Annotated in this window: 23 protein-coding genes; 16 read left to right on the top strand and 7 right to left on the bottom strand. The window is 61.6% G+C overall.

The genetic code is table 11. From position 1 onward, the window contains the following. Window positions 1-131 precede the first annotated feature (131 nt). Window positions 132-1,577 (top strand): replicative DNA helicase, encoded by a 1,446-nt coding sequence (gene dnaB / locus LVD11_RS11790; protein WP_237059256.1) that lies wholly within the window; start codon window positions 132-134, stop codon window positions 1,575-1,577. A 62-nt stretch (window positions 1,578-1,639) separates the two neighbouring features. On the opposite strand, the gene LVD11_RS11795 is transcribed toward dnaB, so the two are convergent. The 6 genes from LVD11_RS11795 to LVD11_RS11820 all read right to left on the bottom strand — a co-directional run bounded on the left by LVD11_RS11795 (window position 1,640) and on the right by LVD11_RS11820 (window position 8,983). Further along, window positions 1,640-2,326, bottom strand: a complete 687-nt coding sequence (locus tag LVD11_RS11795) for a DUF6515 family protein (RefSeq protein WP_237059257.1) — start codon at window positions 2,324-2,326, stop codon at window positions 1,640-1,642. Window positions 2,327-2,440: 114 nt separating this feature from the next. After that, window positions 2,441-3,316 carry an agmatinase gene (gene speB / locus LVD11_RS11800; RefSeq protein WP_237059259.1) on the bottom strand — a complete coding sequence of 292 codons (876 nt, stop codon included), beginning with the start codon at window positions 3,314-3,316 and terminating at the stop codon, window positions 2,441-2,443. Between the two features lie 48 nt (window positions 3,317-3,364). Beyond that, window positions 3,365-4,558: a carboxynorspermidine decarboxylase gene (gene nspC, locus LVD11_RS11805; RefSeq protein WP_237059261.1), complete on the bottom strand. Its 1,194-nt coding sequence runs from the start codon at window positions 4,556-4,558 to the stop codon at window positions 3,365-3,367. A 79-nt stretch (window positions 4,559-4,637) separates the two neighbouring features. After that, window positions 4,638-5,831 (bottom strand): saccharopine dehydrogenase family protein, encoded by a 1,194-nt coding sequence (locus tag LVD11_RS11810; protein ID WP_237059263.1) that lies wholly within the window; start codon window positions 5,829-5,831, stop codon window positions 4,638-4,640. Window positions 5,832-5,936: 105 nt separating this feature from the next. Continuing rightward, window positions 5,937-7,859 carry a biosynthetic arginine decarboxylase gene (gene speA, locus LVD11_RS11815; RefSeq protein ID WP_237059265.1) on the bottom strand — a complete coding sequence of 641 codons (1,923 nt, stop codon included), beginning with the start codon at window positions 7,857-7,859 and terminating at the stop codon, window positions 5,937-5,939. Window positions 7,860-8,251: 392 nt separating this feature from the next. Then, a complete protein-coding gene (locus tag LVD11_RS11820) occupies window positions 8,252-8,983 on the bottom strand; it encodes a DUF6515 family protein (protein WP_237059270.1) in 732 nt (243 codons plus the stop codon). 323 nt (window positions 8,984-9,306) lie between these two features. On the opposite strand from LVD11_RS11820, the gene panC reads away from it, so the two are divergent. The 4 genes from panC (at window position 9,307) to LVD11_RS11840 (ending at window position 13,541) form a co-directional block, all read left to right on the top strand. Then, a complete protein-coding gene (panC, locus tag LVD11_RS11825; protein ID WP_237059272.1) occupies window positions 9,307-10,155 on the top strand; it encodes a pantoate--beta-alanine ligase in 849 nt (282 codons plus the stop codon). A gap of 15 nt (window positions 10,156-10,170) precedes the next feature. Beyond that, on the top strand, window positions 10,171-10,557 hold the full coding sequence (gene panD / locus LVD11_RS11830; protein ID WP_237059274.1) for an aspartate 1-decarboxylase: 387 nt from the start codon (window positions 10,171-10,173) through the stop codon (window positions 10,555-10,557). Window positions 10,558-10,742: 185 nt separating this feature from the next. After that, window positions 10,743-12,566, top strand: a complete 1,824-nt coding sequence (locus LVD11_RS11835) for a GNAT family N-acetyltransferase (protein WP_237059276.1) — start codon at window positions 10,743-10,745, stop codon at window positions 12,564-12,566. A gap of 51 nt (window positions 12,567-12,617) precedes the next feature. After that, on the top strand, window positions 12,618-13,541 hold the full coding sequence (locus LVD11_RS11840; protein ID WP_237059278.1) for a histone deacetylase family protein: 924 nt from the start codon (window positions 12,618-12,620) through the stop codon (window positions 13,539-13,541). A 22-nt stretch (window positions 13,542-13,563) separates the two neighbouring features. Here the strand turns inward: LVD11_RS11840 and LVD11_RS11845 are convergent, their stop codons facing one another. Next, a complete protein-coding gene (locus LVD11_RS11845; RefSeq protein WP_237059280.1) occupies window positions 13,564-13,773 on the bottom strand; it encodes a hypothetical protein in 210 nt (69 codons plus the stop codon). A 314-nt stretch (window positions 13,774-14,087) separates the two neighbouring features. Here LVD11_RS11845 and acs point away from each other — a divergent pair, with 314 nt between their 5' ends. From acs to cysE, 11 genes are all read left to right on the top strand, one after another. Continuing rightward, window positions 14,088-16,025, top strand: coding sequence for an acetate--CoA ligase (gene acs / locus LVD11_RS11850; RefSeq protein ID WP_237059282.1), 1,938 nt, complete (start codon window positions 14,088-14,090; stop codon window positions 16,023-16,025). A 236-nt stretch (window positions 16,026-16,261) separates the two neighbouring features. Then, the gene (locus LVD11_RS11855) at window positions 16,262-16,630 is read left to right on the top strand and encodes a zinc ribbon domain-containing protein (protein ID WP_237059284.1); all 369 of its coding nucleotides are present in this window, start codon (window positions 16,262-16,264) and stop codon (window positions 16,628-16,630) included. Window positions 16,631-16,863: 233 nt separating this feature from the next. Then, window positions 16,864-17,283 carry a RipA family octameric membrane protein gene (locus LVD11_RS11860; protein ID WP_237059548.1) on the top strand — a complete coding sequence of 140 codons (420 nt, stop codon included), beginning with the start codon at window positions 16,864-16,866 and terminating at the stop codon, window positions 17,281-17,283. A gap of 73 nt (window positions 17,284-17,356) precedes the next feature. After that, the gene (locus LVD11_RS11865) at window positions 17,357-17,890 is read left to right on the top strand and encodes a GNAT family N-acetyltransferase (RefSeq protein ID WP_237059286.1); all 534 of its coding nucleotides are present in this window, start codon (window positions 17,357-17,359) and stop codon (window positions 17,888-17,890) included. A gap of 172 nt (window positions 17,891-18,062) precedes the next feature. Then, entirely contained in the window at window positions 18,063-18,440 is a 378-nt protein-coding gene (locus LVD11_RS11870) for a VOC family protein (RefSeq protein WP_237059289.1), read from the top strand. A gap of 127 nt (window positions 18,441-18,567) precedes the next feature. Then, complete coding sequence (locus tag LVD11_RS11875; RefSeq protein ID WP_237059291.1) at window positions 18,568-19,695, top strand: 3-oxoacyl-[acyl-carrier-protein] synthase III C-terminal domain-containing protein; 1,128 nt, start codon at window positions 18,568-18,570, stop codon at window positions 19,693-19,695. 4 nt (window positions 19,696-19,699) lie between these two features. Continuing rightward, window positions 19,700-20,380 carry an iron-containing redox enzyme family protein gene (locus LVD11_RS11880; RefSeq protein ID WP_237059293.1) on the top strand — a complete coding sequence of 227 codons (681 nt, stop codon included), beginning with the start codon at window positions 19,700-19,702 and terminating at the stop codon, window positions 20,378-20,380. Next, the gene (locus LVD11_RS11885) at window positions 20,380-21,315 is read left to right on the top strand and encodes a DUF6999 family protein (RefSeq protein WP_237059295.1); all 936 of its coding nucleotides are present in this window, start codon (window positions 20,380-20,382) and stop codon (window positions 21,313-21,315) included. The genes LVD11_RS11880 and LVD11_RS11885 overlap by 1 nt, the downstream gene beginning before the upstream one ends. Window positions 21,316-21,486: 171 nt before the next feature. Next, window positions 21,487-21,879, top strand: a complete 393-nt coding sequence (locus LVD11_RS11890; RefSeq protein WP_237059296.1) for a DUF6632 domain-containing protein — start codon at window positions 21,487-21,489, stop codon at window positions 21,877-21,879. An 80-nt stretch (window positions 21,880-21,959) separates the two neighbouring features. Further along, window positions 21,960-22,946 carry a serine/threonine protein kinase gene (locus tag LVD11_RS11895; protein ID WP_237059297.1) on the top strand — a complete coding sequence of 329 codons (987 nt, stop codon included), beginning with the start codon at window positions 21,960-21,962 and terminating at the stop codon, window positions 22,944-22,946. 56 nt (window positions 22,947-23,002) lie between these two features. Further along, window positions 23,003-23,833: a serine O-acetyltransferase gene (gene cysE, locus LVD11_RS11900; protein ID WP_237059298.1), complete on the top strand. Its 831-nt coding sequence runs from the start codon at window positions 23,003-23,005 to the stop codon at window positions 23,831-23,833. Window position 23,834 lies beyond the last annotated feature (1 nt).

Consider the following 23,834-nt stretch of genomic DNA (forward strand, 5'->3'; position numbering starts at 1 on the left):
GTTGGCGTCCCGCGGGTGAAACAGTTTCGCCCCCACGGGAGTGCCCACAAGCGGTCCAGTCGCGCTACAATCGGGCGCTGGATTCCCTGTGGATCCAGCGCCCGATCTGTTTCTGGTAGTCAATTATTGCAATGAACGAAGAATACGCCGCACCGGAAGAAGAGCTGCAGACCAACGAAACCTCCCCGCTGCCGCACTCGGTAGAGGCGGAGCAGTCGGTGCTGGGCGGCCTGATGCTGGATTCCAGCCGCATCGACAGTGTGGCGGAGCAGCTCGGCGAACAGGATTTCTTCGTTGCCAGCCACCGGGTGATCTTCGGTGTGATGACCCAGTTGGCGGACGCCGAACAGCCGCTGGATATCGTTACCCTGGCCGAGGCCCTGGCCAGCCGTGATCTGCTGGCAGATACCGGCGGACCCGCCTACCTGGCCGAGCTGGCCGAGAACACCCCCTCCGCGGCGAACATCGTCGCCTATGCCAAGATCGTGCGCGAGCGCTCGATGCTGCGCCAGCTGATCGCCGCCGCCGGCGAGATCAGCCGCACCAGCTTCAACCCCGGCGGACTGGCCTCCGCGGACCTGCTGCAGATGGCCGAGCGCCGTGTGGCCGAGATCGCTGAGGGCCGGGCCAAGGATGGCGGTTTTGTCGGCGTGGATGCGCTGCTGAAAAAGACCGTCGAGCGGATCGACGAGCTGTTCAAGACCGAGGGTGACCTGACCGGACTTGGCACCGGCCTCACCGAGCTGGACCAGCGCACCTCAGGCTGGCAGCCGGGCGAGCTGATTGTCCTCGCGGCGCGCCCGTCCATGGGCAAGACCGCGCTGGCGCTCAACTTCATCGAGACGGCGATGCTCAGCCAGGAGCGGCCTACCCTTGTGTTCAGCATGGAGATGCCCTCCGACTCGCTGGTAATGCGGATGCTGTCCTCCATCGGCCGTATCGACCAGGGCCGGATCCGCAATGGCAAGCTGCAGGAAGACGACTGGCCCAAGCTCTCCAGCGCGGTACAGAAAATGAAGGGCAAAGCCCTGTATATTGATGACACGCCGGCGCTGTCCCCCAGCGAGGTGCGCGCGCGGACCAAGCGCACCGTGCGCGATCACACCAACAAGTTGCTGCGGGAGAATCCGCAGATGAGCCGGGAGGAGGCCGAGGCGAAGAGCCAGCCGGCCCTGATCATGCTGGACTACCTGCAGCTGATGCAGGTGAAGGGGGCCACCGAGGGCCGTACCCAGGAGATCTCGGAAATTTCCCGATCCCTGAAAGGCCTGGCGAAAGAATACGAATGCCCGGTCATCGCCCTGTCACAGCTCAATCGCGGCGTGGAACAGCGGCCCAATAAGCGGCCGATGAACTCCGACCTGCGGGAATCGGGCGCCATCGAGCAGGACGCGGACGTGATCCTGTTTATCTACCGCGACGAGTACTACAACGAGGACAGCCCCGACAAGGGTATGGCGGAGCTGATTATCGGCAAGCAACGTAACGGTGAGATCGGCACCTGCCGCGCCGCATTTGTGGGCAAGTACACCCGTTTCGACAACCTGGCGCCGGAGTATTACCAGGGCGACGACTGACCAGGCGCTACCTCTCCAAAACATCAAGGGCGATCCAGGCGGATCGCCCTTGTCGCATCCCGCTACGGGGTTCTACTGGACCTGTAGACCTGCACCGCTACATAGACTTCGCGGCCGTCGCGCCGGGTGGGCATAAAGTACTGGTCACCGTAGCGGTAGTACTGCACACCGTTAATAATCTCCGCTGTATAGCCTGTAGGCAGGCTGTCCACCACTTCTCCAGGAGCGTAACCTGTGCCGGGGTCGACCGGACCGCTTGCCGGTGCCGGAGGCGTTGCCGGTGCCAACGGGGCTGCTGCGCCCACAGGCGGCGGTACCACCACATAAGCGTGGCGCGCGGGATGCCACTGGTAATAGGCGTCGGCGTACTGGTAGAAAATCGCGCCGCCAATCTCAACCCGCACCGCACTTCCCGGCAGGGAGGCCACCGCGGCCCCCAGGGGCGCGGATACCACAACATAGCCTGCCGGGCCGTGACGATAGAAATGGCCGCCATGGTAGAAAAAGGGCCGGTCGCCCACCCGCAGGTTGATGAAACCGTGGGGCAGGACCGGGAAGGCCAGTCCCAGCGAGATCCGCGGACCGCGATGGTGGCCCCAGTGGCGCGGGCCATGGTGGCCTTTGAAGTGATGGTGACCGGAGCCGTGGCGCTCGTAGCCGGCGCCGCGGGCGTCGGCGGCGGGCGCGAAGGCAAACGCGGTCAGGACGAGGACGGCGGCTACCCACAGCGTTGTTTTCAGCGATTTCATGGACTCTCCGGCGAAGCGAGCACTTACATCTGTATAAATTTTAACCTGCTTCTGTGGGCCGGCGCCATGGCCATTTGTTAAGAATTGTTGCCCGCTTTACCGGCGAACACCCGGTCACGGTCGGTTGCGCTGCACAATGCCCATCAGCTTGTAGAGTAGCTGGGCTGCGGCGAAGTCATAGGCGTGAAAACCCTCGATGGGGGCGAACTCGAGTAGGTCGAAACCGATGATTTGCCGCTGCCGGGCCACGGACTCGAACAGGTTGAGCGTCTGGTACCAGCCAAGGCCGCCCGGTACCGGGGTGCCGGTGGAGGGAAAGACCGACGGGTCGATGCCGTCCACATCCACGGTGAAGAACACTTTCGACGGGAAATCCTCCGGCAGCGCAAACTCCTGGACGTTGGTGGGTACCAGCTCGTGGGCGTCCAGGTGATGTACGCCGTATTTCTGCCTCGCTCCCATTTCCTCCTCGCAGTAGGCGCGGATGCCCAGCTGGAATAACGGGATACCGGCCTCCACCACCAGCCGCATGACACTGGCATGGCTGTGCTTCTGCCCTTCGTAGCGGTCGCGCAGGTCGGCATGGGCGTCGATCTGGACCACGCCGAAATCCTCAATCCCGGCATCCAGGTAACCCTTGATCACGCCCCAGGTGACCGAATGCTCACCGCCAATGCCCACCGGCATCTTGCCCAGCTCGAGCACCTCGCGGGTGGCGGCAGCGATATTCTCCATCACCTGCTCCGGCGCGCCACTCACATTGACTGGCGAGCGAGTGTGGATTCCCAGCTCGCTCGGGGAGGAGAAATTGTCGAAGGTCTCCAGCTGCCAGGAGGCTTCGAGGATGGCTGCCGGCCCCTTGCCGGTGCCCCCGCCGTAGGACACCGTCTCCTCGTAGGGAATCGGGATGATATGGAACAGAGCATCCTCAGCGCGGGGTTGCTCGATCTCGGAGCCCAGGAAAATCGGGTAGTCGTTGTCTGAGAGCATCTGTCATTTCCGTCTGTCTGTATAAGCTGGTGAGGAGGGGCTGCCGGCTCAGGAGAGGCGTTCCCGGAAATCCTCGTAACCGAATTCCTTCACGACCTCCAGGTCGTCAGTGGCAGAGTTCCACAGTGCAATGGAGGGCAGCGGGATCCCGTTGAACGTGTTGGTCTTGACCATGGTGTAGTACGCCATCTCCTCGAACACCAGCCGGTCGCCGACCTGCAGGGGCTCGGCAAAGCTGTATTCCCCGATACTGTCGCCGGCGAGGCAGCTCTGGCCGCCGAGCTTGTAGGTGTGCGGCAGTTCACCGGGTCGCGCAGCCCCCGTGATGTCCGGGCGGTAGGGCATTTCCAGCACATCGGGCATATGGCATGTGGCGGACACATCCAGGATGGCCTGGTCCACCCCGTTCCAGGTCAGGTCAATCACTTCACCTACCAGCACCCCGGCAAAGAGTGAAATGGCCTCACCGGGTTCCAGGTAAACCTGTACATCGTGGCGCGCGGAAAACTCTTTCACGGCCTCTACCAGTGCGTCCACCTGGTAGTCGCCGCGGGTGATGTGGTGGCCACCGCCGAAGTTTACCCACTCCATCTGCGCCAGCAGCTCGCCAAATTTATCCTCCACCGCCGCAATGGTGCGGGCCAGCGGCGCGAAATCCTGTTCGCACAGGGTGTGGAAATGCAATCCGCTGATACCGGTGAGGTCCTCGCCCTCAAACTGGGAGCGCAGGATGCCGAGGCGCGAGCAGGGTGCGCAAGGATCGTAGAGGGCTGTTGTGCCCTCGGAGTGCTCCGGGTTGATGCGCAGTCCAAAGCGCAATTCCGGGCGCTGCTGCTGGGCATCCAGGCACAAGGTCCGATAGCGCTTCCATTGGGAAAAGGAATTGAAAATTACGTGGTGGGCGAACCCCAGGATCTGCCGAAGCTCACTTTCCTTGTAACCGGCGCTGAAGACATGGACCTCCCTGCCCTGGTCGCGGCCGCCGTATTCCTCGTAGCCGAGCCGCGCCTCGTTAAGGCCACTGGCACAGGTGCCGCTGAGGTACTCGGCGATGATCGGCCCGGTGCGGAACATTGAGAAAGCCTTCAGGGCGGCGAGCACCTTCGCGCCACTGCGCTGCTGTACATCAGCCAGCACTGCCAGGTTGTCGCGCAGCGCGGCCTCATCCACCACAAAGCAGGGTGACGGCACCCGGGTGGGATCGAAGTTGCCGAAATAGTCTTTACGAGGGGTCAGGTCCATAGGTGGTCGTCGTCGAGATCTGCCGCCGGAACCTGAAGCCAGGCCCCGAAGGCGGCGGTGCAATATTAAAAGGTCGCGATTACTGGAACGGCTTGTCCAGCCAGGTCTCCTGCCACGGCAAGCCGTACTGGTTCAGGTCGTGCATGAACGGGTCCGGATCCAGCTGCTCCAGGTTCCATACGCCGGGCTTCATCCACTTGCCTTCCAGCATCATCTTGGCGCCGATCATCGCAGGCACACCGGTGGTGTAGGAGATGGCCTGGGATTTCACCTCCTTGTAGCATTCCTGGTGGTCACAGATGTTGTATACGTAGTAAACCTTGTCCTCACCATCCTTGGTGCCGTGCACGATATTGCCAATGCAGGTCTTGCCCTTGGTCAGCGGCCCCAGGCTGGCCGGGTCCGGCAGCAGCGCCTTGAGGAACTGGATGGGCACGATTTCCTGGCCCTGGAATTTCACCGGCTCGATGCTGGTCATGCCGACGTTCTGCAGGACTTCCAGGTGCTTGAGGTAGCTGGCTCCGAAGGTCATCCAGAAACGCGCGCGCTCGATCTCGGGGAAGTGCTTGGACAGGGACTCCAGCTCCTCGTGGTAGAGCAGGTAGATGTCCTTCTCCCCGATCCCGGCGGGGAAATCGAACTCGCGCTTTTCCTCCAGGGGCTTGGTGGTGATCCACTCGCCGTTTTCCCAGTAGCGCCCATTGGCAGTGATCTCGCGGATATTGATTTCCGGGTTGAAGTTGGTGGCGAACGGCAGGCCGTGATCACCGGCATTGCAGTCGATGATGTCCAGCGTCTTGATACGGTCGAAGTGGTGCTTCTTGGCGTAGGCGGTGAAGACACTGGTGACGCCGGGATCGAAACCGCTGCCGAGCAGTGCCATCAGGCCGGCTTTTTCGAACTTCTCCTGGTAGGCCCACTGCCACTTGTACTCGAACTTGGCTTCTTCCGGGGGCTCGTAGTTGGCGGTATCCAGGTAGTGCACGCCAGTCTCGAGGCAGGCGTCCATGATGTGCAGGTCCTGGTAGGGCAGGGCGACATTGATCACCATGTCCGGCTTGACCTTGTTGATCAGCGCCACCATTTCCTTCACGTTGTCGGCATCCACCTCGGCGGTGTTGATCTTGCGCGGCAGCATTGCGGCGATCTTGTCGCACTTGCTCTTGGTGCGGCTGGCCAGGGTGATGTTCTCGAAGACATCCTCCACCTGGGCACATTTATGGGCGACAACCTGGCCGACACCACCGGCGCCGACAATCAGTACATTGGCCATGAAAATCCTCCGTTAATTTTTTCACGCGGCCATTGGCCGTTATTCTTGCGGTAACGCAGCGGGAGGGGCCTGCGGGTTCTGGGTGGGCCCTCTCCCTGCTCTGCACTACTTTTCGAAATAGGTGTAACCACTCATGCTGGCGGTATAGGTGTGCAGGATCTGCTTGCGCTGCTGCGGGCTGATGCGTCCGCCTTTGACCGCACGCTCCGCCAGCTTGCGGAAACGCTCAAACATATCCTGCGGACGGTACTCCACATAGCTCAATACGTCCGCGATGCTGTCGCCGTGGATTTCGCGGTTGTAATCGACGCTACCGTCGTCGTTGATACGCACATTCACCACGTTGGTATCGCCGAACAGGTTATGCAGGTCCCCCAGGGTTTCCTGGTAGGCGCCAACAAGGAAAGTGCCAAGGATATAGTCCTCTCCCTCGCGCAGCGGGTGCAGTGGCAATGTCTTCTGCTCTTCCTGGCGACCGATAAAGCGGTCGATCTTGCCGTCGCAGTCGCAGGTGATATCCGCGATGATCGCCGAACGCGTGGGCGCCTCGTCGTGCCGGTGAATAGGCACCAGGGGGAACACCTGGTCGATAGCCCACATGTCCGGCAGCGACTGGAACACGCTGACGTTCGCATAGTAGATGTCCGACAGCACCTCCGGCAGGGCCTGCAGGTCCACCGGGATTTCCTCGGCTTCGTCGAGCAGGGTACGGATCTTCTGCGCTGCCTGCAAAAAGAGGTTCTCGGCGTTCGCGCGCTCGCGCAGGCTCACCTGGCCGTGCAGGTACAATGAGCGGACCTCATCCCGGTAATAGAGGGCGTCGTTGTAACTCTCCTGCAGGTTCTTGGCGGTGACATTGCTGGCCGCATCCTGCAGGTTGCGCAGCATCGGGTGATCATCGTCAGTGATTTTCGTGTGTTCCAGCTCCACCGGCTCGAAGCGGGTGGTGTCGAGGATATCGAACAGCAGTATCGAAGAGTAGGCTACGGTTGCCCGGCCCGACTCGGTAATGATCACCGGGTGTGCCACGCCCTCGCTGTCCAGTGTGCCCATGATCGCCTCGACCACGTCCACGCAGTACTCGTCCAGGGAGTAGTTCTTGCTGTGGGTGTAATTGGTCTTGGAACCGTCGTAGTCCACGGCCAGGCCGCCGCCCAGGTCCAGGTAGCCCATTGCGGCGCCTTCCTCAACGAGGTCGGCATAGTAGCGGCAGGCCTCCAGCACCCCGGTGCGGATGTCGCGGATGTTGGGCACCTGTGAGCCGAGGTGGTAGTGCAGCAGCTTCAGGCAGTCGAGCATATCGTGACGGCGCAACTGGTCCACCATGGCGATCAGGTCATTGCTGCCCAGGCCGAAAATACTGCGGTCGCCGCTGGTGGCGTTCCAGTAGCCACCCACCTTGGAGGCCAGCTTGATGCGCACGCCGATATTGGGGCGCACCTGCTCGCGTTCAGCGCAGGTGATGATGGTCTCCACTTCGGAGGGGGTTTCCACCACGAAAAATACCTGCACGCCCAGCCGCTGGGCCTGGAGGCCGAGATTGATGAACTCCTCGTCCTTGTAGCCATTGCAGATGATCAGCGACTCGGTATTGTCGAGCGTTGACAGGGCGGCGATCAGCTCAGCCTTGCTGCCTGCCTCAAGACCGTGATTGAACGGGTGACCCGCGCGGGCGATTTCCTCGATCACCTGGCACTGCTGGTTTACCTTGATTGGAAAGACGCCGCGAAAGACATTGTTGTAGCCGCAGCTCTCGATCGCGCGACCGAAAGACTGGTTGATCAGCGCCACCTGCGCATCCAGCAGGTTCTCGATGCGCAACAGCAGGGGCATGCCGAGGCCGCGCTCCATGGCGCCCCGGGCGATCTCCATCATGGAGACAGCGCGGGTCTCACCCTCGCCGACGGGGACTTTAACGGTGACCTCACCGCTGTCGTTCAGGTCGAAATAACCGGCACCCCAGTTGCGAATGCCGTACAGCTCGGCCGAGTCCTCACAGGTCCAGTCTTGTACTTGTTGCTGCTTCATGGCGCCTTATCAGTTGGGTTTGTTCGGGGCGCGAATCTTGGGCCCATCGCTTGCTGAAAGCAATAACTATAGATTCAAAAATCGCCCTGATTTCTGCGGAAAAAATTAAACTTTAATTCGGTTTTTGTCGTGGCGGCGGTCACACTGAAACGGCCGCCACCCTGATCCCACAGCCTACTCACTTTTTCTCACACTGCACGTGTTATGGCGCCATTTGAGATGCCTTTCAAGCGATTGCGTCTGTTTCTTGGGCGGGAGGAGGCCCGGCAGGTTCCGTGGCGAAGAAATGGGAGACCAGCGGTAGGGGGAGCGGGCCGACTCCGTCGGTATAAAAAAGGCGGCCCGGGGGCCGCCTGGAAGTTGGGGTTTAGGGGTTGCCAGCTGAGGGCCGCTCAGTAAAAGCCGGGGTTCTCGACTACCCGGTAGCCGCGGTGACGGTGATCCCACCGGTAGAAGGTGTCGTACGCCACGTAGTAGTCCAGGCCGCCGAAGCTCAGGGACACCGCTGCCCCCGGCAGGCTGTAAACAACCGCGCCAATGGGCGGCCGGGCCACTACGTAGCCGTGGTCATGGCGGCGGTAGAAGATGCCATCGCTGTAGAAGAAGCCGATGCCACCGAGGCTGATGCGCACGAAGTTGCTCGGCAGGTGGCGCCAGCGGTAACCGTAACTGTAGCGTGACGGGCGCCAGTGGTGCCTGTGCTTGCGGTAGTGGCGGCGGTCGTAATCGTGCTTCGCCCAGTGCCGGCGCTGGTGCTTCTTCCAGTGCTTGCGCTGGTGCTTGTTCCAGTGCTTGTCGTGGCCGCGTCCCCGATGGTCGTCATGGCCCCTGCCAGTCTTCTTGTGGCGATAGCGATCGCCGTCGTAGTCGCCGCGGTCGCGTCCCCGGCGATCGCCGTCGTAATCGCCGCGATCGTGGCGCTTGCGTTTATGGTCCCTGCGGCCCTCGCGGTGCTCCTCCCGCTCGGCCCGGCGGTGCTTGCGCATGGCGCTATCGAAGGCCGACCCGGACAGCTGGGAGTCTTTCTGGTAGCCGCGAAAGCCGCTGCGGCCTTCCCGGTCGGCAAGCGCCGGGCCAGCCAGAAGCAGGCTGGTGGTCGCGATTACAGTGATCAGTTTTTTCATGGCTCTGTCTCCATCGTGCGATCGAGGCGCAAGGGGCCACCTCTCGTACAGTGGGGCACAGTGTGCCGGGGCGCGACTGAATCAATCCTGAACCAGTCGACAGTTTTCAGTTCAGCGGGTGCCGGCCCCTGCCGGGAGCGCTTGTCTAAAACCGAGGGATTGTTCTGGTTTGGCGAGTTTGCCCGCTTTTCGCGGCATTTTCGCCGATATCTGCCGAAGATGCGTGGTTTTGTGGCGCTGGTTATATTGTCCCCAGGTTACCCTGCGGGTATGATGCGCCGCTGTTCGAGTCCCTCTTTCTGCCACCCTCTGAAGTGATTGCGATGCAAGTATTCCATCACGTGGCCAGTCTGCGCGAGGCGCTGGCCGAAACCCGCCGCGCCGGCAAGACCATCGGCTTCGTGCCCACGATGGGCAATCTCCATGACGCGCATATCCAGTTGGTCGAAACCGCCCGGCAGCACTGCGACATGGTGGTGGTGTCAATCTTCGTCAACCGGTTGCAGTTCGGCCTCAATGAGGACTGGGACAAGTACCCGCGGACCCTGGAAAACGATATGGCGCGCCTGAGGGAGGCCGACTGCGACTTCCTCTTCCACCCGGACGAGAATGAGATCTATCCCAATGGCATGGACCAGCAGACCCGGGTCGTCTGCCCGGCCATGACGGACGTGCTGTGCGGTGCGAGCCGCCCGGGGCACTTCGAGGGGGTCACCACGGTGGTGGCCAAGCTGTTCAATATCGTGCAGCCAGACAGTGCTGTGTTCGGGATCAAGGATTTCCAGCAACTGGCGGTTATCCGCCGCATGGTCGAAGACCTGTGTATCCCGGTGGAAATCATCGCGGCGCCGGTGCACCGGGAGCCGGACGGGCTCGCCATGAGTTCGCGCAACAGCTATATCACCGCCCAGGAGCGACCGCGGGTGCCGGTGCTCAACCAGTGCCTGAACTGGGTGAAAGGGGAGATCGAGAGCGGTCGGCGGGATTTTGCCGGGCTTGAGGCAGAGGCATCAAAGCGCATCAGCGAGTCCGGTTTCAAGGTAGATTACTTTTCCATCTGCAACAGCCGCAACCTGGAGCCGGCCGCACACGACGATACTGAAATCACCATCCTGGGCGCGATGTACACCAGTGCCGCGCGCCTGATCGACAATGTTTCGCTGGAGCTGTGAAGGGGAGGTAACCCGATGCAGATTGAAATGCTGAAGTGCAAACTGCACATGGCCGCGGTCACCCAGGCTGAACTCTGGTACGACGGCTCATGTGCCATTGACCAGGACCTGGTGGAACTGGCGGGCCTGCGCGAGTTTGAGAAAATCGATATCTACAACGTCAGCAATGGCGAGCGCTTTCATACCTATGTGATCCTGGCCGAGCGCGGCTCCGGTATTATCTCCATGAATGGTGCCGCCGCGCGCCGGGTGCAGGTGGGCGACCGTATCATCATTGCCTCCTATGCGCAGATGACCGAGGCCGAGGCCGACGAATTCAGTCCGAGACTGGTCTACCTGGATGAGCACAACCGCGTCGAGCGCAGCACCAACACCATCCCGTTGCAGCTGGCTGAGGCCTGATTCCCCGGTAATCCCCCCTCCCCGGCGAGAGCGACCTGCGTAGTGACGGTAGTCCTCCGCTGGCCTCTCCCGCCTGCCGGTCCCGGCTTCTCCTGTGGAGCCGGGACCGGCCAGGCTATTATCCCCGGGTCGCCCGCAATCCGACAGGCACTGTCATGCTTAGCTGCCCGAGATCCGGAGACGCGGTGCCGTGGTCACGCCTGCTGAAATCCGGCTGCCGGATATTTATCGGCTCCAATGCCGCTGTCCCCAATGCGCTGGTAGCGGACCTGATCGAACATAGCCACGGCCTGCACGATATCGAGGTGACTCATATCCTCACGCTGTCGGACAATGTCTGGGCCGAGCCTCGCTATCGCAACCTGTTCAAGGTCAACTCGCTGTTTATTGGCGGCGACAAGGTGCGAGATGCCATCGACGAGGGACGTGCCGACTACACTCCCTGTTTCCTGTCCGAGGTGCCCCAGCTGTTTCGGGAAAACATCCTGCCCCTGGACGTGGCCCTGGTCATGGTCAGCCCGCCGGACGCGCTTGGTTACTGCTCCCTGGGGGTGAGTGTCGATGTGGTCTCGGCGGCGGTACGCTTTGCCCGCAGGGTGGTGGCACAGGTCAATCCACGTATGCCGCGCACCAACGGTCACAGTTTTGTGCATATCCAGCAAATCGATGCCTGGCTGGAACAGGCGGAGGAGCTGCCGGAAATACCGCCACCAGAGCTGGACCAGGTGACCGAGCAGATCGGCCAGTACGTCTCGCTGCTGGTGGATAACGGGGCCACCCTGCAGCTGGGTATCGGCAGGATCCCCGATGCGGTACTGCGTTACCTGGGTAATCACCGCGACCTGGGGGTGCACAGCGAAATGATATCCGACGGTATTATCGACCTGATGCAGAGCGGGGTGATCAATAACCGGAAAAAAACCTTTCACCGCGGTAAGGCCGTAACCACTTTCTGCATGGGAACCCGGCGCCTGTATGACTTTGTTGACGGTAACCCGCATGTGGAATTCTACCCGGCAGAACATGCCAATTCGCCCACCAGGATTGCCCGCAACGACAAGATGGTTTCGATCAATGGAGCCATCGAGGTGGACCTTACCGGGCAGGTGGTATCGGATTCGATCGGGCGCAGGTTTTACAGTGGAATCGGCGGCCAGGTGGACTTTATCCGCGGGGCGGCGCTCAGCCGCGGTGGCAAGCCAGTCATAGCGCTGCCCTCAACCACCCGGGACGGCAAGCGTTCCCGTATCGTCACCACCATAACCCCGGGCGGCGGGGTGGTGACCTCGCGCGGCCACGTGCACTATATCGTCACCGAGTACGGTATCGCCTCACTGCACGGCAAGAGCATCCGCGAGCGGGCACTGGAGCTTATCCGCATCGCCCATCCGAGGTTCCGTCGCGAGTTGCTGCAGGAAGTGCGTAAGTTCTACTGGGTTCCGGAGTACCAGGAGCAGGCGCCCACCTCGGTGCCGGAGCTGGGGCCGGTGGAGTCGAAACGGTTCGTCTTTGGCGGTATTCACTACACATTGCGCCCCCTGAGGCCCGCGGACGAGCGCCGGTTGCAGGAATTCTTTTATACCCATAACCGCGAAACACTGCTGATGCGTTACAACCATCATGTCACGCAGATGTCCCGGGAAAAATCCTGCAGCCTGGTGAGTGTGGACCAGCGGCGCGACCTGGCGCTGTGCTTTACCGATCGCCAGGGCCGAGCGGAAGTCATCCAGGGTGTGGGGCGCTACTACTACATTCCCGCGGACAACAGCTGCGAGGTGGCCTTTGTGATCAAGGAGAGTCGCCGTGGCAAGGGTATCGCCACGGCGTTACTGCAGGAAATGGAGGCGATCGCCCGCAGCCGGGGTATCGATCGCATGGTGGCCTTTGTACGCCGGGACAACCACCCGATGCTGGCTGTATTCGAAAATCGCGGGTTTCAGGCGGCGCCCGGCGCCGACCTGGATGAGGTGACGCTGATACTGGATCTCGGTAACGAAAACCGGGCATAGTTGCAGCGAAACACGGATCGTCCCCCCTTAAACGATCGCCAGGAGCACAGCATGTCCATCGGATTTTTCTCCCATCCCGCCTGTTCCCTGCACGAGATGGGCGAGGGCCATCCGGAACGGCCCGCGCGCCTGGCTGCGATCCAGGACCAGCTATTGAGCAGTGGGCTGGATTTTGTCCTGCGACACTTCGAGGCGCCGGCAGCTACGCGGGCGCAGTTGGAGCTGGTACACGATCCCGCTTACGTGGAGTCCATTTTCGCCCGGGCGCCCAGTGAGGGCCGCGAGGTTCTCGATCCGGATACCTCCATGTGCCCGAAATCCCTGGAAGCCGCCTTGCACGCCGCCGGTGCGACCGTGGATGCTGTGGACCGGGTAGTGGCCGGCGAAATACCCTCCGCCTTCTGCGCCGTGCGCCCGCCCGGCCACCACGCCGAGCGCGGCCGGGCCATGGGCTTCTGCCTGTTCAACAACATCGCCATCGCTGCGGCACATGCGCGCCAGCGGCATGGCCTGGAGCGGGTGGCGATCGTTGATTTCGACGTGCACCACGGCAATGGTACCGAGGACTTCGTTCGTGACGAGGAGGGCTACCTGTTCTGCTCCAGCTTCCAGTATCCCTTTTACCCTTTCTCCGGCACCGGCGACCTGCCGGCCCATATCGTCAATACGCCGCTGGCGCCGGGCGCGGGCGGGGCGGAACTGCGCCGGGTGGTGGAGGAGCAATGGCTGCCGGCTCTTGAGGCCTTCAGGCCGCAGATGCTGTTTATTTCCGCCGGCTTCGATGGGCATACCGAGGACGACATGGCGCAGCTGCGTTTTGTGGAGGAGGATTATCGCTGGGTGACCGACCGGGTGCGGGAGCTGGCAGGGCGTCACGCTGGCGGCCGCATCGTATCGGCACTGGAGGGCGGTTACGCCCTCAACGCCCTGGGCCGCAGTGTGGTCGCCCACCTGCAGGGACTGATAGGTAACTGAGGCTGTGTATCCCGGGCGGTGATTATTCCTCGCAGATCGCGTCCTGGCTGCAAGTGGGCTCCCGCTTGCCGCCACCGGATGACCCGATACCGTAGGGGAAACTCTCTTTGGCATTGGTAAAGAACTGCTCGGTGAGCTGCCCGGGCTCTCCCGACAGGGCGTTGTCCGGCGCCACCGTTCCTGCCTCGCGCTCGCCGCGTCCCTCGTGGGTTCGCAGTAATTTCACAGCCACAATGCAAAATCTCTCCCGCCTGTTGGCCGGGAAGAGGTGATCACTTTTGCCGGGGCCTGTTGCGCCCCCCCCGACCGGTAAGAATGGCACGTAAATCCATGGCGGGCCCGGCATTCATGCAACCCGGCGGGTTAACATGGATAGAGAGACTGCTTGACAGCGTTGTCACCTGCCCTTGGGCAGTGTTATAAGTCATTGGGATAGTCGCCACTCAGCCAAAGTGCATGCTGTTGCCGGCGGTTGCGCTACCCTCTGGGTATATGTCAACCACAGGGTTCGCCTACAGCCCGATAATTCTAATAAGGGAGAAAACGATGTCCGAAGTTCACACCCATCCCGTGCCCGCAGAGTTTGCCGCCAAGGCGCATATCCGCGCGGAGGACTACCAGACAATGTACCGGGAATCGGTGGAAAACCCGGAGGCCTTCTGGTCCCGGCAGGCCAGGGATTTCCTGCACTGGGAAAAGCCGTTCACGAAAGTTGTGGAAGAGGATCTGGGCAAGGGCCAGGCCGTCTGGTTTGCCGATGGCGAGCTGAATGTAACCGTCAACTGTATCGATCGCCACCTGCCCGCACGCGCGGAACAAACGGCCATCATCTGGGAGGGCGATGATCCCGCCGACAGCAAGCACATCACCTACCGGGAGCTGTACGAGCAGGTCTGTCGCCTGGCCAACCTGCTGAAGACACGCGGTGTGAACAAGGGGGACCGGGTATGCATCTACATGCCGATGATTCCCGAGGCCGCCTATGCCATGTTGGCCTGTGCCCGCATCGGCGCTGTGCACTCGGTGGTATTTGGTGGCTTCTCCCCGGATTCGCTCAAGGACCGCATCCTGGACAGCGACTGCCGCCTGGTGATTACCGCCGACGAGGGGGTGCGCGGTGGTCGCAAGATCCCACTCAAGGCCAATGTGGACCTGGCCCTGGCCAGCTGCCCGGATGTCCACACTGCCATCGTGGTCAAGCGTACCGGTGCCAATGTGGAGTGGGACAGCAAGCGCGATATCTGGTACGGGGAATCGGTGGCAGAGCAGGATACCCATTGCGAACCGGAGACCATGAACGCCGAGGACCCGCTGTTTATCCTCTACACCTCGGGTTCCACCGGCAAACCGAAAGGTGTGCTGCACACCACCGCCGGCTACCTGCTGATGGCCACCATGACCTTCAAGTACACCTTCGATTACAAAGAGGGTGAGGTCTTCTGGTGTACCGCGGACGTGGGCTGGATTACCGGCCACAGCTATATCGTCTACGGCCCACTGGCAGCCGGTGCCATTACCCTGATGTTTGAGGGCGTCCCCACCTACCCGGATGCCTCCCGCTGCTGGGAAGTGGTGGACAAGCATAAGGTCAATACTTTCTATACCGCCCCCACTGCCATTCGCGCATTGATGGGTGCCGGGGATGAATTCGTCACAAAGACCGACCGCGGCTCGCTCAAGCTGCTGGGTACGGTGGGTGAGCCCATCAACCCGGAGGCCTGGCAGTGGTATTACGACGTTGTGGGTGATAAACGCTGTCCCATCGTGGATACCTGGTGGCAGACCGAGACCGGTGCCCACCTGATTACGCCGCTGCCGGGCGCCATGGATATGAAGCCGGGGTCTGCCACCAGGCCATTCTTCGGTGTGCAGCCGGCACTGCTGGATGAGCAGGGCCAGGAAATCGAGGGCGAGGGCGAGGGCGCGCTGGTGATGAAGGCCAGCTGGCCCAGCATGATCCGCTCGGTGTTCGGCGACCACCAGCGTATGATCGACACCTATTTTTCCACCTTCCCCGGTTATTACTTTACCGGTGACGGCGCGCGCCGCGATGCCGATGGTGATTACTGGATTACAGGCCGCATTGACGATGTCCTTAATGTTTCGGGCCACCGCCTGGGGACCGCGGAGATCGAGAGTGCCATTGTCCTGCACGACGACACGGCGGAGGCCGCTGTAGTGGGCTACCCGCACGATATCAAGGGGCAGGGCATCTACGCCTATGTCACCCTGAAAGCGGGTCACGAGCCCTCCGACGCACTCAAGCAGGAGCTTATCGACCTGTGTGTGAAGGAAATCGGCCCCATTGCCAAGCCGGATGTCATCCAGTGGGCCCCGAGCCTGCCCAAAACCCGCTCCGGCAAGATCATGCGTCGCATCCTGCGCAAGATCGCCGGCAACGAGCTGGACTCGCTGGGGGATACCTCCACCCTGGCGGACCCCTCGGTGGTGGAGGAGTTGATCGAGCAGCGGGCCAATCGCTGATTGCCCAAAACACTGTTACCGGCATTGTTCCGGCTTCGATAAGCGAGCCCCTGGCGGGTTCGCTTTTTTTTGGGGGCGGGGGAGAGTCCCGGCCAGATGCACATGGCTCGCCGGCGCCAGTGCCGCTCTCCCCACTGCCCCGGGATTTCGATATAAACTGCCCTGAATATAAAAATGAACGTCGCCGTTGTGCCCGGGAACGGGGTCGGCTTGCAGCAAAGTCCCAGGGGGGGAAGGTGAAGATTGATTATTCTACTTACTCGAGGGATGAGCTTGAGGAAGCTTATCGCTCAATTAACGTGAGTGAATACCCGGAGCGTTTTGCAGAAATCAAGAAATGGATCGACATCCGGGATGCGGAGCCGCAGCCGAATCCCAATCCAGCGCTCAGGATCGAGGGGAATACCAGGCACGTCTGTGTAAAGTGCGGGCATGAAAACTATGATATCGGGGAGTTTCACGCGGCCGGTAGCTGGTTCGCCAAACTGTTCGACATCCAGTCATCCAGGTTTACTACGGTATCCTGCCGGCGATGTAATTACACCGAGGTGTATCGCTGTCCGAAAGACCGTATTTCCGATGTGCTCGACTACTTCGTAGGTTAGCGTCCGCTTCGTATTTTCGTCAGCTGGAATGACTGTGGTTAACTCCATATTCGGCGCACTTCGCATGTAGGCCGGTTGTATCCTGCTATTTTCCCAACTGAAAGCCGCTCAGCCACCCGCTACCCCGTTTGTTGGTATGCATATGGCAGGCTGTTTATTATTGGGGAAACAGCACTCCACATAAATGACCGGTCCGCGGCGGCTGGGCTCTGGAGAATAAATTGGTGGACCGTATGAATGCCCTGAACCAGCAGCAATACCTTTGTGAGCACTATCGTTTTAATGCCGAGCAACGCCTGAAGGCCTTCAACTTTTTTGTCGTGCTGTCGATTTTTGCCGAGGGTGGCATTTTTACCGCGGTTGAGAAAGGCTTCCACCCACTTATCCTGACCCTGCTGGGCGGCTTTGTACTGATCCTCTGCTGTGTATTCTGGCTTGTTGATACCCGGAGCAGGCAACTACTTGCCCTGGCCAAGCCGGGGCTGAAACTGGTGGAGCAGGAGCTGCCGCCGGCGGCCAGGATCTTTACCCGGGATAGTGAGGAACGGGGTCCACTGGTGCGGTTCACCTTTGCAATACGCGCGTTGCTGGCCGCGCAGTTTATTTTCGGCGCCGGAGTGGCCATATACGGTCTCTGGCAGTGGCTGGTGTAAATCGGGGGGAATCACCTTGAATCCGGATGGCTTTCACTCCCGGCTGCCCACATTGCACGGGGACGGTGTGCGTTTGCGCTGGCTGAAACCCGCCGATCTTCCCGCGCTGCAGCGGCTCTTTGGGAACCCCGAGGTAGTGCGATTTATGGCGCTGTCGCAACTGGAGACGCGCGCGGATACCGAGCAATTCCTGGAATCCATAGTTGAGGGGTTTCTCGAGGGAAGCCTGTACCAGTGGGGGCTGGATGTGGAAGGGCAGCTTGTGGGGACCTGCACCCTGGCGGCTATAGATCGCGCCAACGGGCATGGGGAAATCGGCTTTGCCCTGGCGCGCGCCTACCGCGGGCAGGGGATTATGGCTCGCGCGGTTAGGGCCCTGCTTGAGTTCGCCTTTGGGCCGCTTGGGATGCATCGCGTCGAGGCCGACGTGGATCCCCGCAATACCGCCTCGATCCGCCTGCTGGAAAGGCAGGGATTCACGCGCGAGGGCCTTCTGCGGGAACGCTACCGGGAGGAGGGTGGCTTTCAGGATGCCCTGATCTATGGCCTGCTGCGGCGGGATTGGATGCCCCTTTCCCCCCGGGCAGGCAGGATTGGCGAAGGGTGAATGTCGTCGCTTTCACTCCCGTGGCCACCGTGCGTCATTCAGCTTCCTCCCGGGCCGCCATTTGATCCGGTTCTCCCGTGATACCTCCCATTCTCTCCGGGACTCATTGGCTACACTTCGGTCGTGTCACCCGGTATGTGTGGCTGATCTTCCCAACCCGAGGAGTCTCTCAGTGCTCGATCACGTTGGCATGCATGTGCACAGTTATGAACGCAGCAAGGAGTTTTTCCGCCTGGCCCTGGCCCCCCTGGATTACGAGCTGATTCTGGAGTATTCCGGCTGGGCCGGCTTCGGCTGGGCCGACCGGCCCAGCCTGTGGATCAGGGGGGGTACCAGCGTAACCCCGGCATTGCACCTGGCTTTCCGGGCGGAAGATCGCGACACTGTACGGGAGTTTCATCGCGTAGCGTTGCAGGCGGGTGGCAAGGACAATGGTGAGCCCGGTCTGCGGCCGGAATACCATGCGGACTATTACGCGGCTTACGTGCTCGACCCGGATGGAAATAACGTCGAAGTCGTGTGTCACCTGCCGGAGCTGGCCGAACCCTGAAACGCCTACCCTGCAGGCGTCCAGGTCACACGCAATCCCCGGGGCCGGGTGGCCCTATCCGGGCAGCTCCCCTCCTTTTCCGGTATGCTGGCCGGGACTTACAGTAATAATAAATATCCAGCTACATATGCATGATGTCTTTGTTACCGGCAGTGGCAGCTTCCTGCCGGGGACTCCGGTGGATAACCGGGAAATGGAAGGGCGGATTGGCCTGCTCGGGCCTCACAGCCGGCGTCTGAAAGCTGCCACCCTGCGCCAGAATGGGATTCAATCGCGGCACTATGCAATAGACGCGGGTGGAAACCACCTCTTTACCAATGCGGCAATGGCTGCGCGGGCCGTCGAAGCCGCATGCGACCGGGCGCGGGTGGACTGTAACAGCCTGGATTATCTCGCCGCCAGCACTACCCAGGGTGACATGTTGGTGCCCGGCCACGCCAGCGCCGTCCATGGGGAATTGGGGCGGGGGCAGCTCGAACTGGGCTCCTTCCAGAGTGTTTGCGGCAGCAGCATGATGGCGATCAAGTCCGCCTACCTGAACCTCAGGGCCGGGGAGCACCGGTGCGCCGCCGCCTGTGGCAGCGAGTTCTCGAGCCGGTGGTTCCAGCCAGGTTTCTACGATGCCGTCGACTTTGTATCCATGGGCACCGAAGATGCTTTCCGGTATGAGTTCCTGCGCTGGACCCTGTCCGATGGTGCCGGCGCCCTGTTGCTGGAGACCGAGGCGCAGCCCGGCCCGCCCTGCCTGCGCATTGACTGGATTGAGCAGAAATCCTTTGCCGATCGTTTTCCCGCCTGCATGTCCGCTGGCAGTTCCCGGCTTCCCGATGGTGGAGAGCGGCCCTGGTCCCATTTCGGTTCCCCGGTCGGTGCCGCTGAGGGAGGCGCTTTCCCGCTACGCCAGGACTTTCACCTGCTGGAGCGGATGTTCCCGGTGTGGGTGGGGTATTACCTGGAGGTGCTGGAGCGGAGGGGACTGGACCCCGCCAGGGTCAGGTATTTCTTGCCCCACTACTCGGCACGCGCCCTGGGACAGCGGATGCAACGACTACTGGAAAAGGCCGGTGCAATGATCCCGGAGGATCGCTGGCGCAATCATCAGGATCGGGTGGGCAATGTTGGCAGTGCCTCAATCTTCCTGCTGCTCGACCGGTTGTTAAGGGAAGAGGAGTTGCGGGAGGGCGACCGGGTCCTTTGCTTTGTTCCGGAGAGCGGTCGCTGCCTGGCCGCGTTTATGTGCCTGACGGTGGTATGAAACGATGCAGCATGAATTGAGCGAGGGCCAGAGGCTGGTCCGGGAACTGGGGCGAACCTGGGCGGAATTTGAGAGCCGGCTGGTAAAGGTGCCAATTATTGCACGGGCACTGCGTGGTGCCATCCGCCTGGAGGATTACCGGCTGTTACTGCACGATCACTACCAACAGGTTATCGATGGTGCCTGCTGGATATCACGGGCCGCTTCTTCAATCGGCCGCGACCATCTCGAGCTCCGCTCGCAGTTCCTGCGCCATGCGGGTACCGAGCACCGGGATTACCGCATGCTGGAACAGGATTACCGACGGGTCGGAGGAGACGTGCAGCAATTGCGCCTGGGACAGAAAAATATTGGTGCCAGCGCCCTGTCAGCCTGGATGATGCAGCGGGCTTCCCGGCCGGATCCCCTCGACCTGCTGGGGGCCATGTTCATGATCGAGGGGCTGGGTAAGCACTTTGCCGGTATGTTTGCCGGCGCCCTGCAGCAGCACCTGGAGCTGCAGGATGACCAGGTGAGTTTCTACCTTTACCACGCCGAGCACGATGAAGACCACCTGCAGCAGCTACACGAACTGTTCGACTCCGGCCTGTTGCAGGAGCCCGGGCTTGCGAGTCGCATCGCGCACACCGCGCGTGTCACCGGTCGCCTTTACCTGTTGCAGCTGGAAGAGCTGGGGAGTTACTGATGGGCTGGAACAGCGACTTCGAGCAGTCGAGCCTCAACCACACGGACCCCAACCCCTGGCTGGTGCTCTACCTGGATCGCAGCCTGCCTATCCATGACCGGGCCAAGCGCGCCCTGCTGGCCGGGCATAATACCTGGTCACGCCGGTTGCTGCTGCCACTGGTGCGACCGTTGGCCCGACTCTCGATTGTGCTGGTGCAGTTGTTGCGGCTGTTGATTCCTGAGCGCTGGCATTCATCGTGGGTGCTGCACCGGACTATCTACTGGGGGCTGCGGTACTTTGTGCGCGCGGACGCCAACTACCTGATCCTGCGCCATTTCAATATCGGCACGGAGCTGTTGCAGTTTATCGCCGACAACGTGGGAGGCGTTGCGATCAGCAGCACCCGCCCGTTGCGGCCGCGGAAGCTGGAAGACCTCCTGGACGATACGTTCCTGATTCACGACCTCAATATTTACAATTTCATCGGTGAGCTGAGCCAGCAGCTGGCCGACCAGGGGCGTGAAATCCAACCCCCCGCCAGCCTGGACTTTAGTGCCATTTCCGATGGTGATTTTGACCTGGAACCGGGAGGCCGGTATGCGACCAGTGTCCTCGACCTGCAGACAGCGATCGAACTCTACACTCCCCTTTATGCCCTTTTCCTCTCCGATCACGATTTCTGGCGGGCCAGTAATTCCCTGCAGCTCGATGAAACCATTTCCATCTATATTGGTAAGTTGCTGAATGACCCAACTGCCCTGTCGTTGGTCAGTAACCGTCACCCAATGGTCCCGCACACGACACTGCAGGCGGGTTTCCGCCTGATGCTGCATGGGTTGGACGCGGAAATCCTGCACGGCTACCTGCGCGAGCTCAAGCGCGCAGGCCGGCAACAGGTGGCGCAGGAGCCGGCGCCCGCTGAACGCCGGGAGCAGGGCGTTGCCGAGGCCTGAGCCATCGGCGGGATAGTGCCGGGGGTTGTTTCTCGCGCGGCCCGCTGGCACGGCACAGGCTGGGTCGAGGGGCGGCTCTGCTCACGGCGAGTATGATCAGCCGCCGGATGGCCTGCCGTATACCTGAGAAGGAATAGCCGGGCCGTCACCACCAACCTGAAGGAGGCCGTCATGGGACCTAAAGCCGCCGTCAGCTGCCTGAGAGTTGTCCTGGTTGTTTTCGGGCTGTTTTTCATTTTCGGCATCTACGCCATGATGATGTGGGTCTGGCCTGAGGGCTGGGGCTGGACTCCGCGGCAGTATGAATACGAACAAATGATCATGGGCGTTTACGCCACCCTGGGCGTGTTCCTGATCCGGGCTGCGCGGGATCCGCTGGGCAACGCCAGCCTGATCTGGTTTACCGTCTGGTCCAGCGTCGTGCATGGCCTGATCATGCTGGTACAGGCGCTTGTCGACAGCACCGAACGGCACAACCTGCTCGGGGACGTGCCGGCCCTGTTGATACTGGCCGCGGTGCTGGGCTACCTGATGCAACGGGCCACACGGTCACCGGCCAGCTGAGGGAATGGTTCTTCGGCGGGTTTGTGCGCCCCCCGGGGCGCGCGTTAGCATAGCCGGCCATCATCCAGCCGGTTGCCGTTATGTCCGCGAGCCCACACCCCTACGATGCCCTGACCCCCGACGTGGTTATCGACTGCGTGGAAACCACCGGGCTGCTCTCCGACGCGCGTATCTTCCCGCTGAACAGCTATGAGAACCGCGTCTACCAGGTGGGGGTCGAGGACGGTGAGCCGCTTATCGCCAAATTCTACCGACCGGGTCGCTGGACCGATGCGCAGATTCTGGAGGAGCACGCCTTCTCCCTCGAGCTGGCCGAGGCCGAGATCCCGGTCGTTGCGCCGCTGGTGTTCGATGGCCGCACCCTGATGGAGGCGCACGGGTTCCGCTTTGCGCTGTTCCCCCGCCGCGGCGGCCGTCAGGTGGAACTGGATAATTTTGAGCACCTGGAGCAGGTGGGCACCATGCTCGGCCGTATCCATGCCATCGGCCGTGCGCGGCCGTTCGAACACCGCCCGGCGCTGACGCTGCAGCATTTCGCCATCGACAGCCGGGAGTTTATCCTTGCCGGTGATTTCCTGCCGGCGGAAAACCGCGAGGCTTATGCCTCGGTGACCGCCCATATCATCGAGCAGATCGCGCCGCTCTTTGAGCAACAGTGGTCAACCCTGCGCCTGCACGGCGACTGCCACGCGGGCAACTTCCTGTGGCGGAACGAGACGCCCTGGTTTGTGGATTTCGACGATTGCCTGAGCGGGCCCGCGATCCAGGATATCTGGATGCTGCTGTCCGGCAGTCGGGCGGACCAGACCGCCTACCTGGATACGGTGATCGAGGGTTATGAAACTTTTTGCCGTTTCAACCCTCAAGAATTGCAACTGGTTGAGCCACTGCGCTGCCTGCGGCAGATGCACCATGCGGCGTGGCTGGCACGACGCTGGGAAGACCCGGCTTTCCCGCAGGCCTTCCCCTGGTTCAACACACCGCGCTACTGGGCGGAACATATACTGGCATTGCGCGAGCAGCAGTCGGCTCTGCTGGAGCCGACCCTGACGCTCGGCGCGGTCTGATACAGCACACAACGGCCACGGCGTAGTTAGCGGCGCCGGTGAAGGAGCGATACCCGATGGCAGTCCATCAGCTCAATACCCTCGACCAGCAGGCTGACCCACTATGGCAGCAAATCCGCGCCGACGTGGCACAACAGGCGGAGCACGAGCCAATCCTGGCCAGTTTCCTGCACGCAACGATCCTCAACCATGGGACCCTGGAATCGGCGCTCAGCTTCCATCTCGCCAACAAGCTTGATAGCCCGGTAGCCCAGGCATTGTTGATCCGCGAGGTGATCGACGAAGCGCTGGACAGCGATCCCGCCATCGGCCATGCCGTGCGCGCCGACCTGAGGGCCGTGCAGCAGCGCGATTCGGCCTGCTCCTCACTGTATGAGCCCTTCCTGTACTTCAAGGGCTTTCACGCCCTGCAGGCCTGGCGCGTGGCGCATTGGCTCTGGCAGCAGCAGCGCCGCTCGCTGGCACTGTTCCTGCAGCACCGTATCTCGGTGGTATTCAGCGTGGACATTCACCCGGCCGCGACCCTGGGCGAGGGCATATTGCTGGACCACGCCACCGGTATCGTGATCGGCGAGACCGCGGTGGTGGAAAACAATGTCTCCATCATGCAGTCAGTGACCCTGGGCGGTACCGGCAAGGAAAGTGGTGACCGCCACCCCAAGGTACGGGAAGGGGTGCTGATCGGGGCCGGCAGCAAGGTGCTGGGCAATATCGAAATCGGGCGCTGTGCACAGGTGGCGTCGGGCAGCGTGGTGCTCAAGTCGGTGCCGGCGAAGAAGCTGGTGGCCGGCGTGCCGGCGCGGGTTATCTGTGACGCCAGCTGTGATGCGCCGGCCCTGTCCATGGATCACTGCGCCCTGACCCAGGTAGACCGTCAGCTACCCTGAC

Source organism: Microbulbifer sediminum, assembly GCF_021729035.1.
Lineage (GTDB): Bacteria > Pseudomonadota > Gammaproteobacteria > Pseudomonadales > Cellvibrionaceae > Microbulbifer > Microbulbifer sediminum.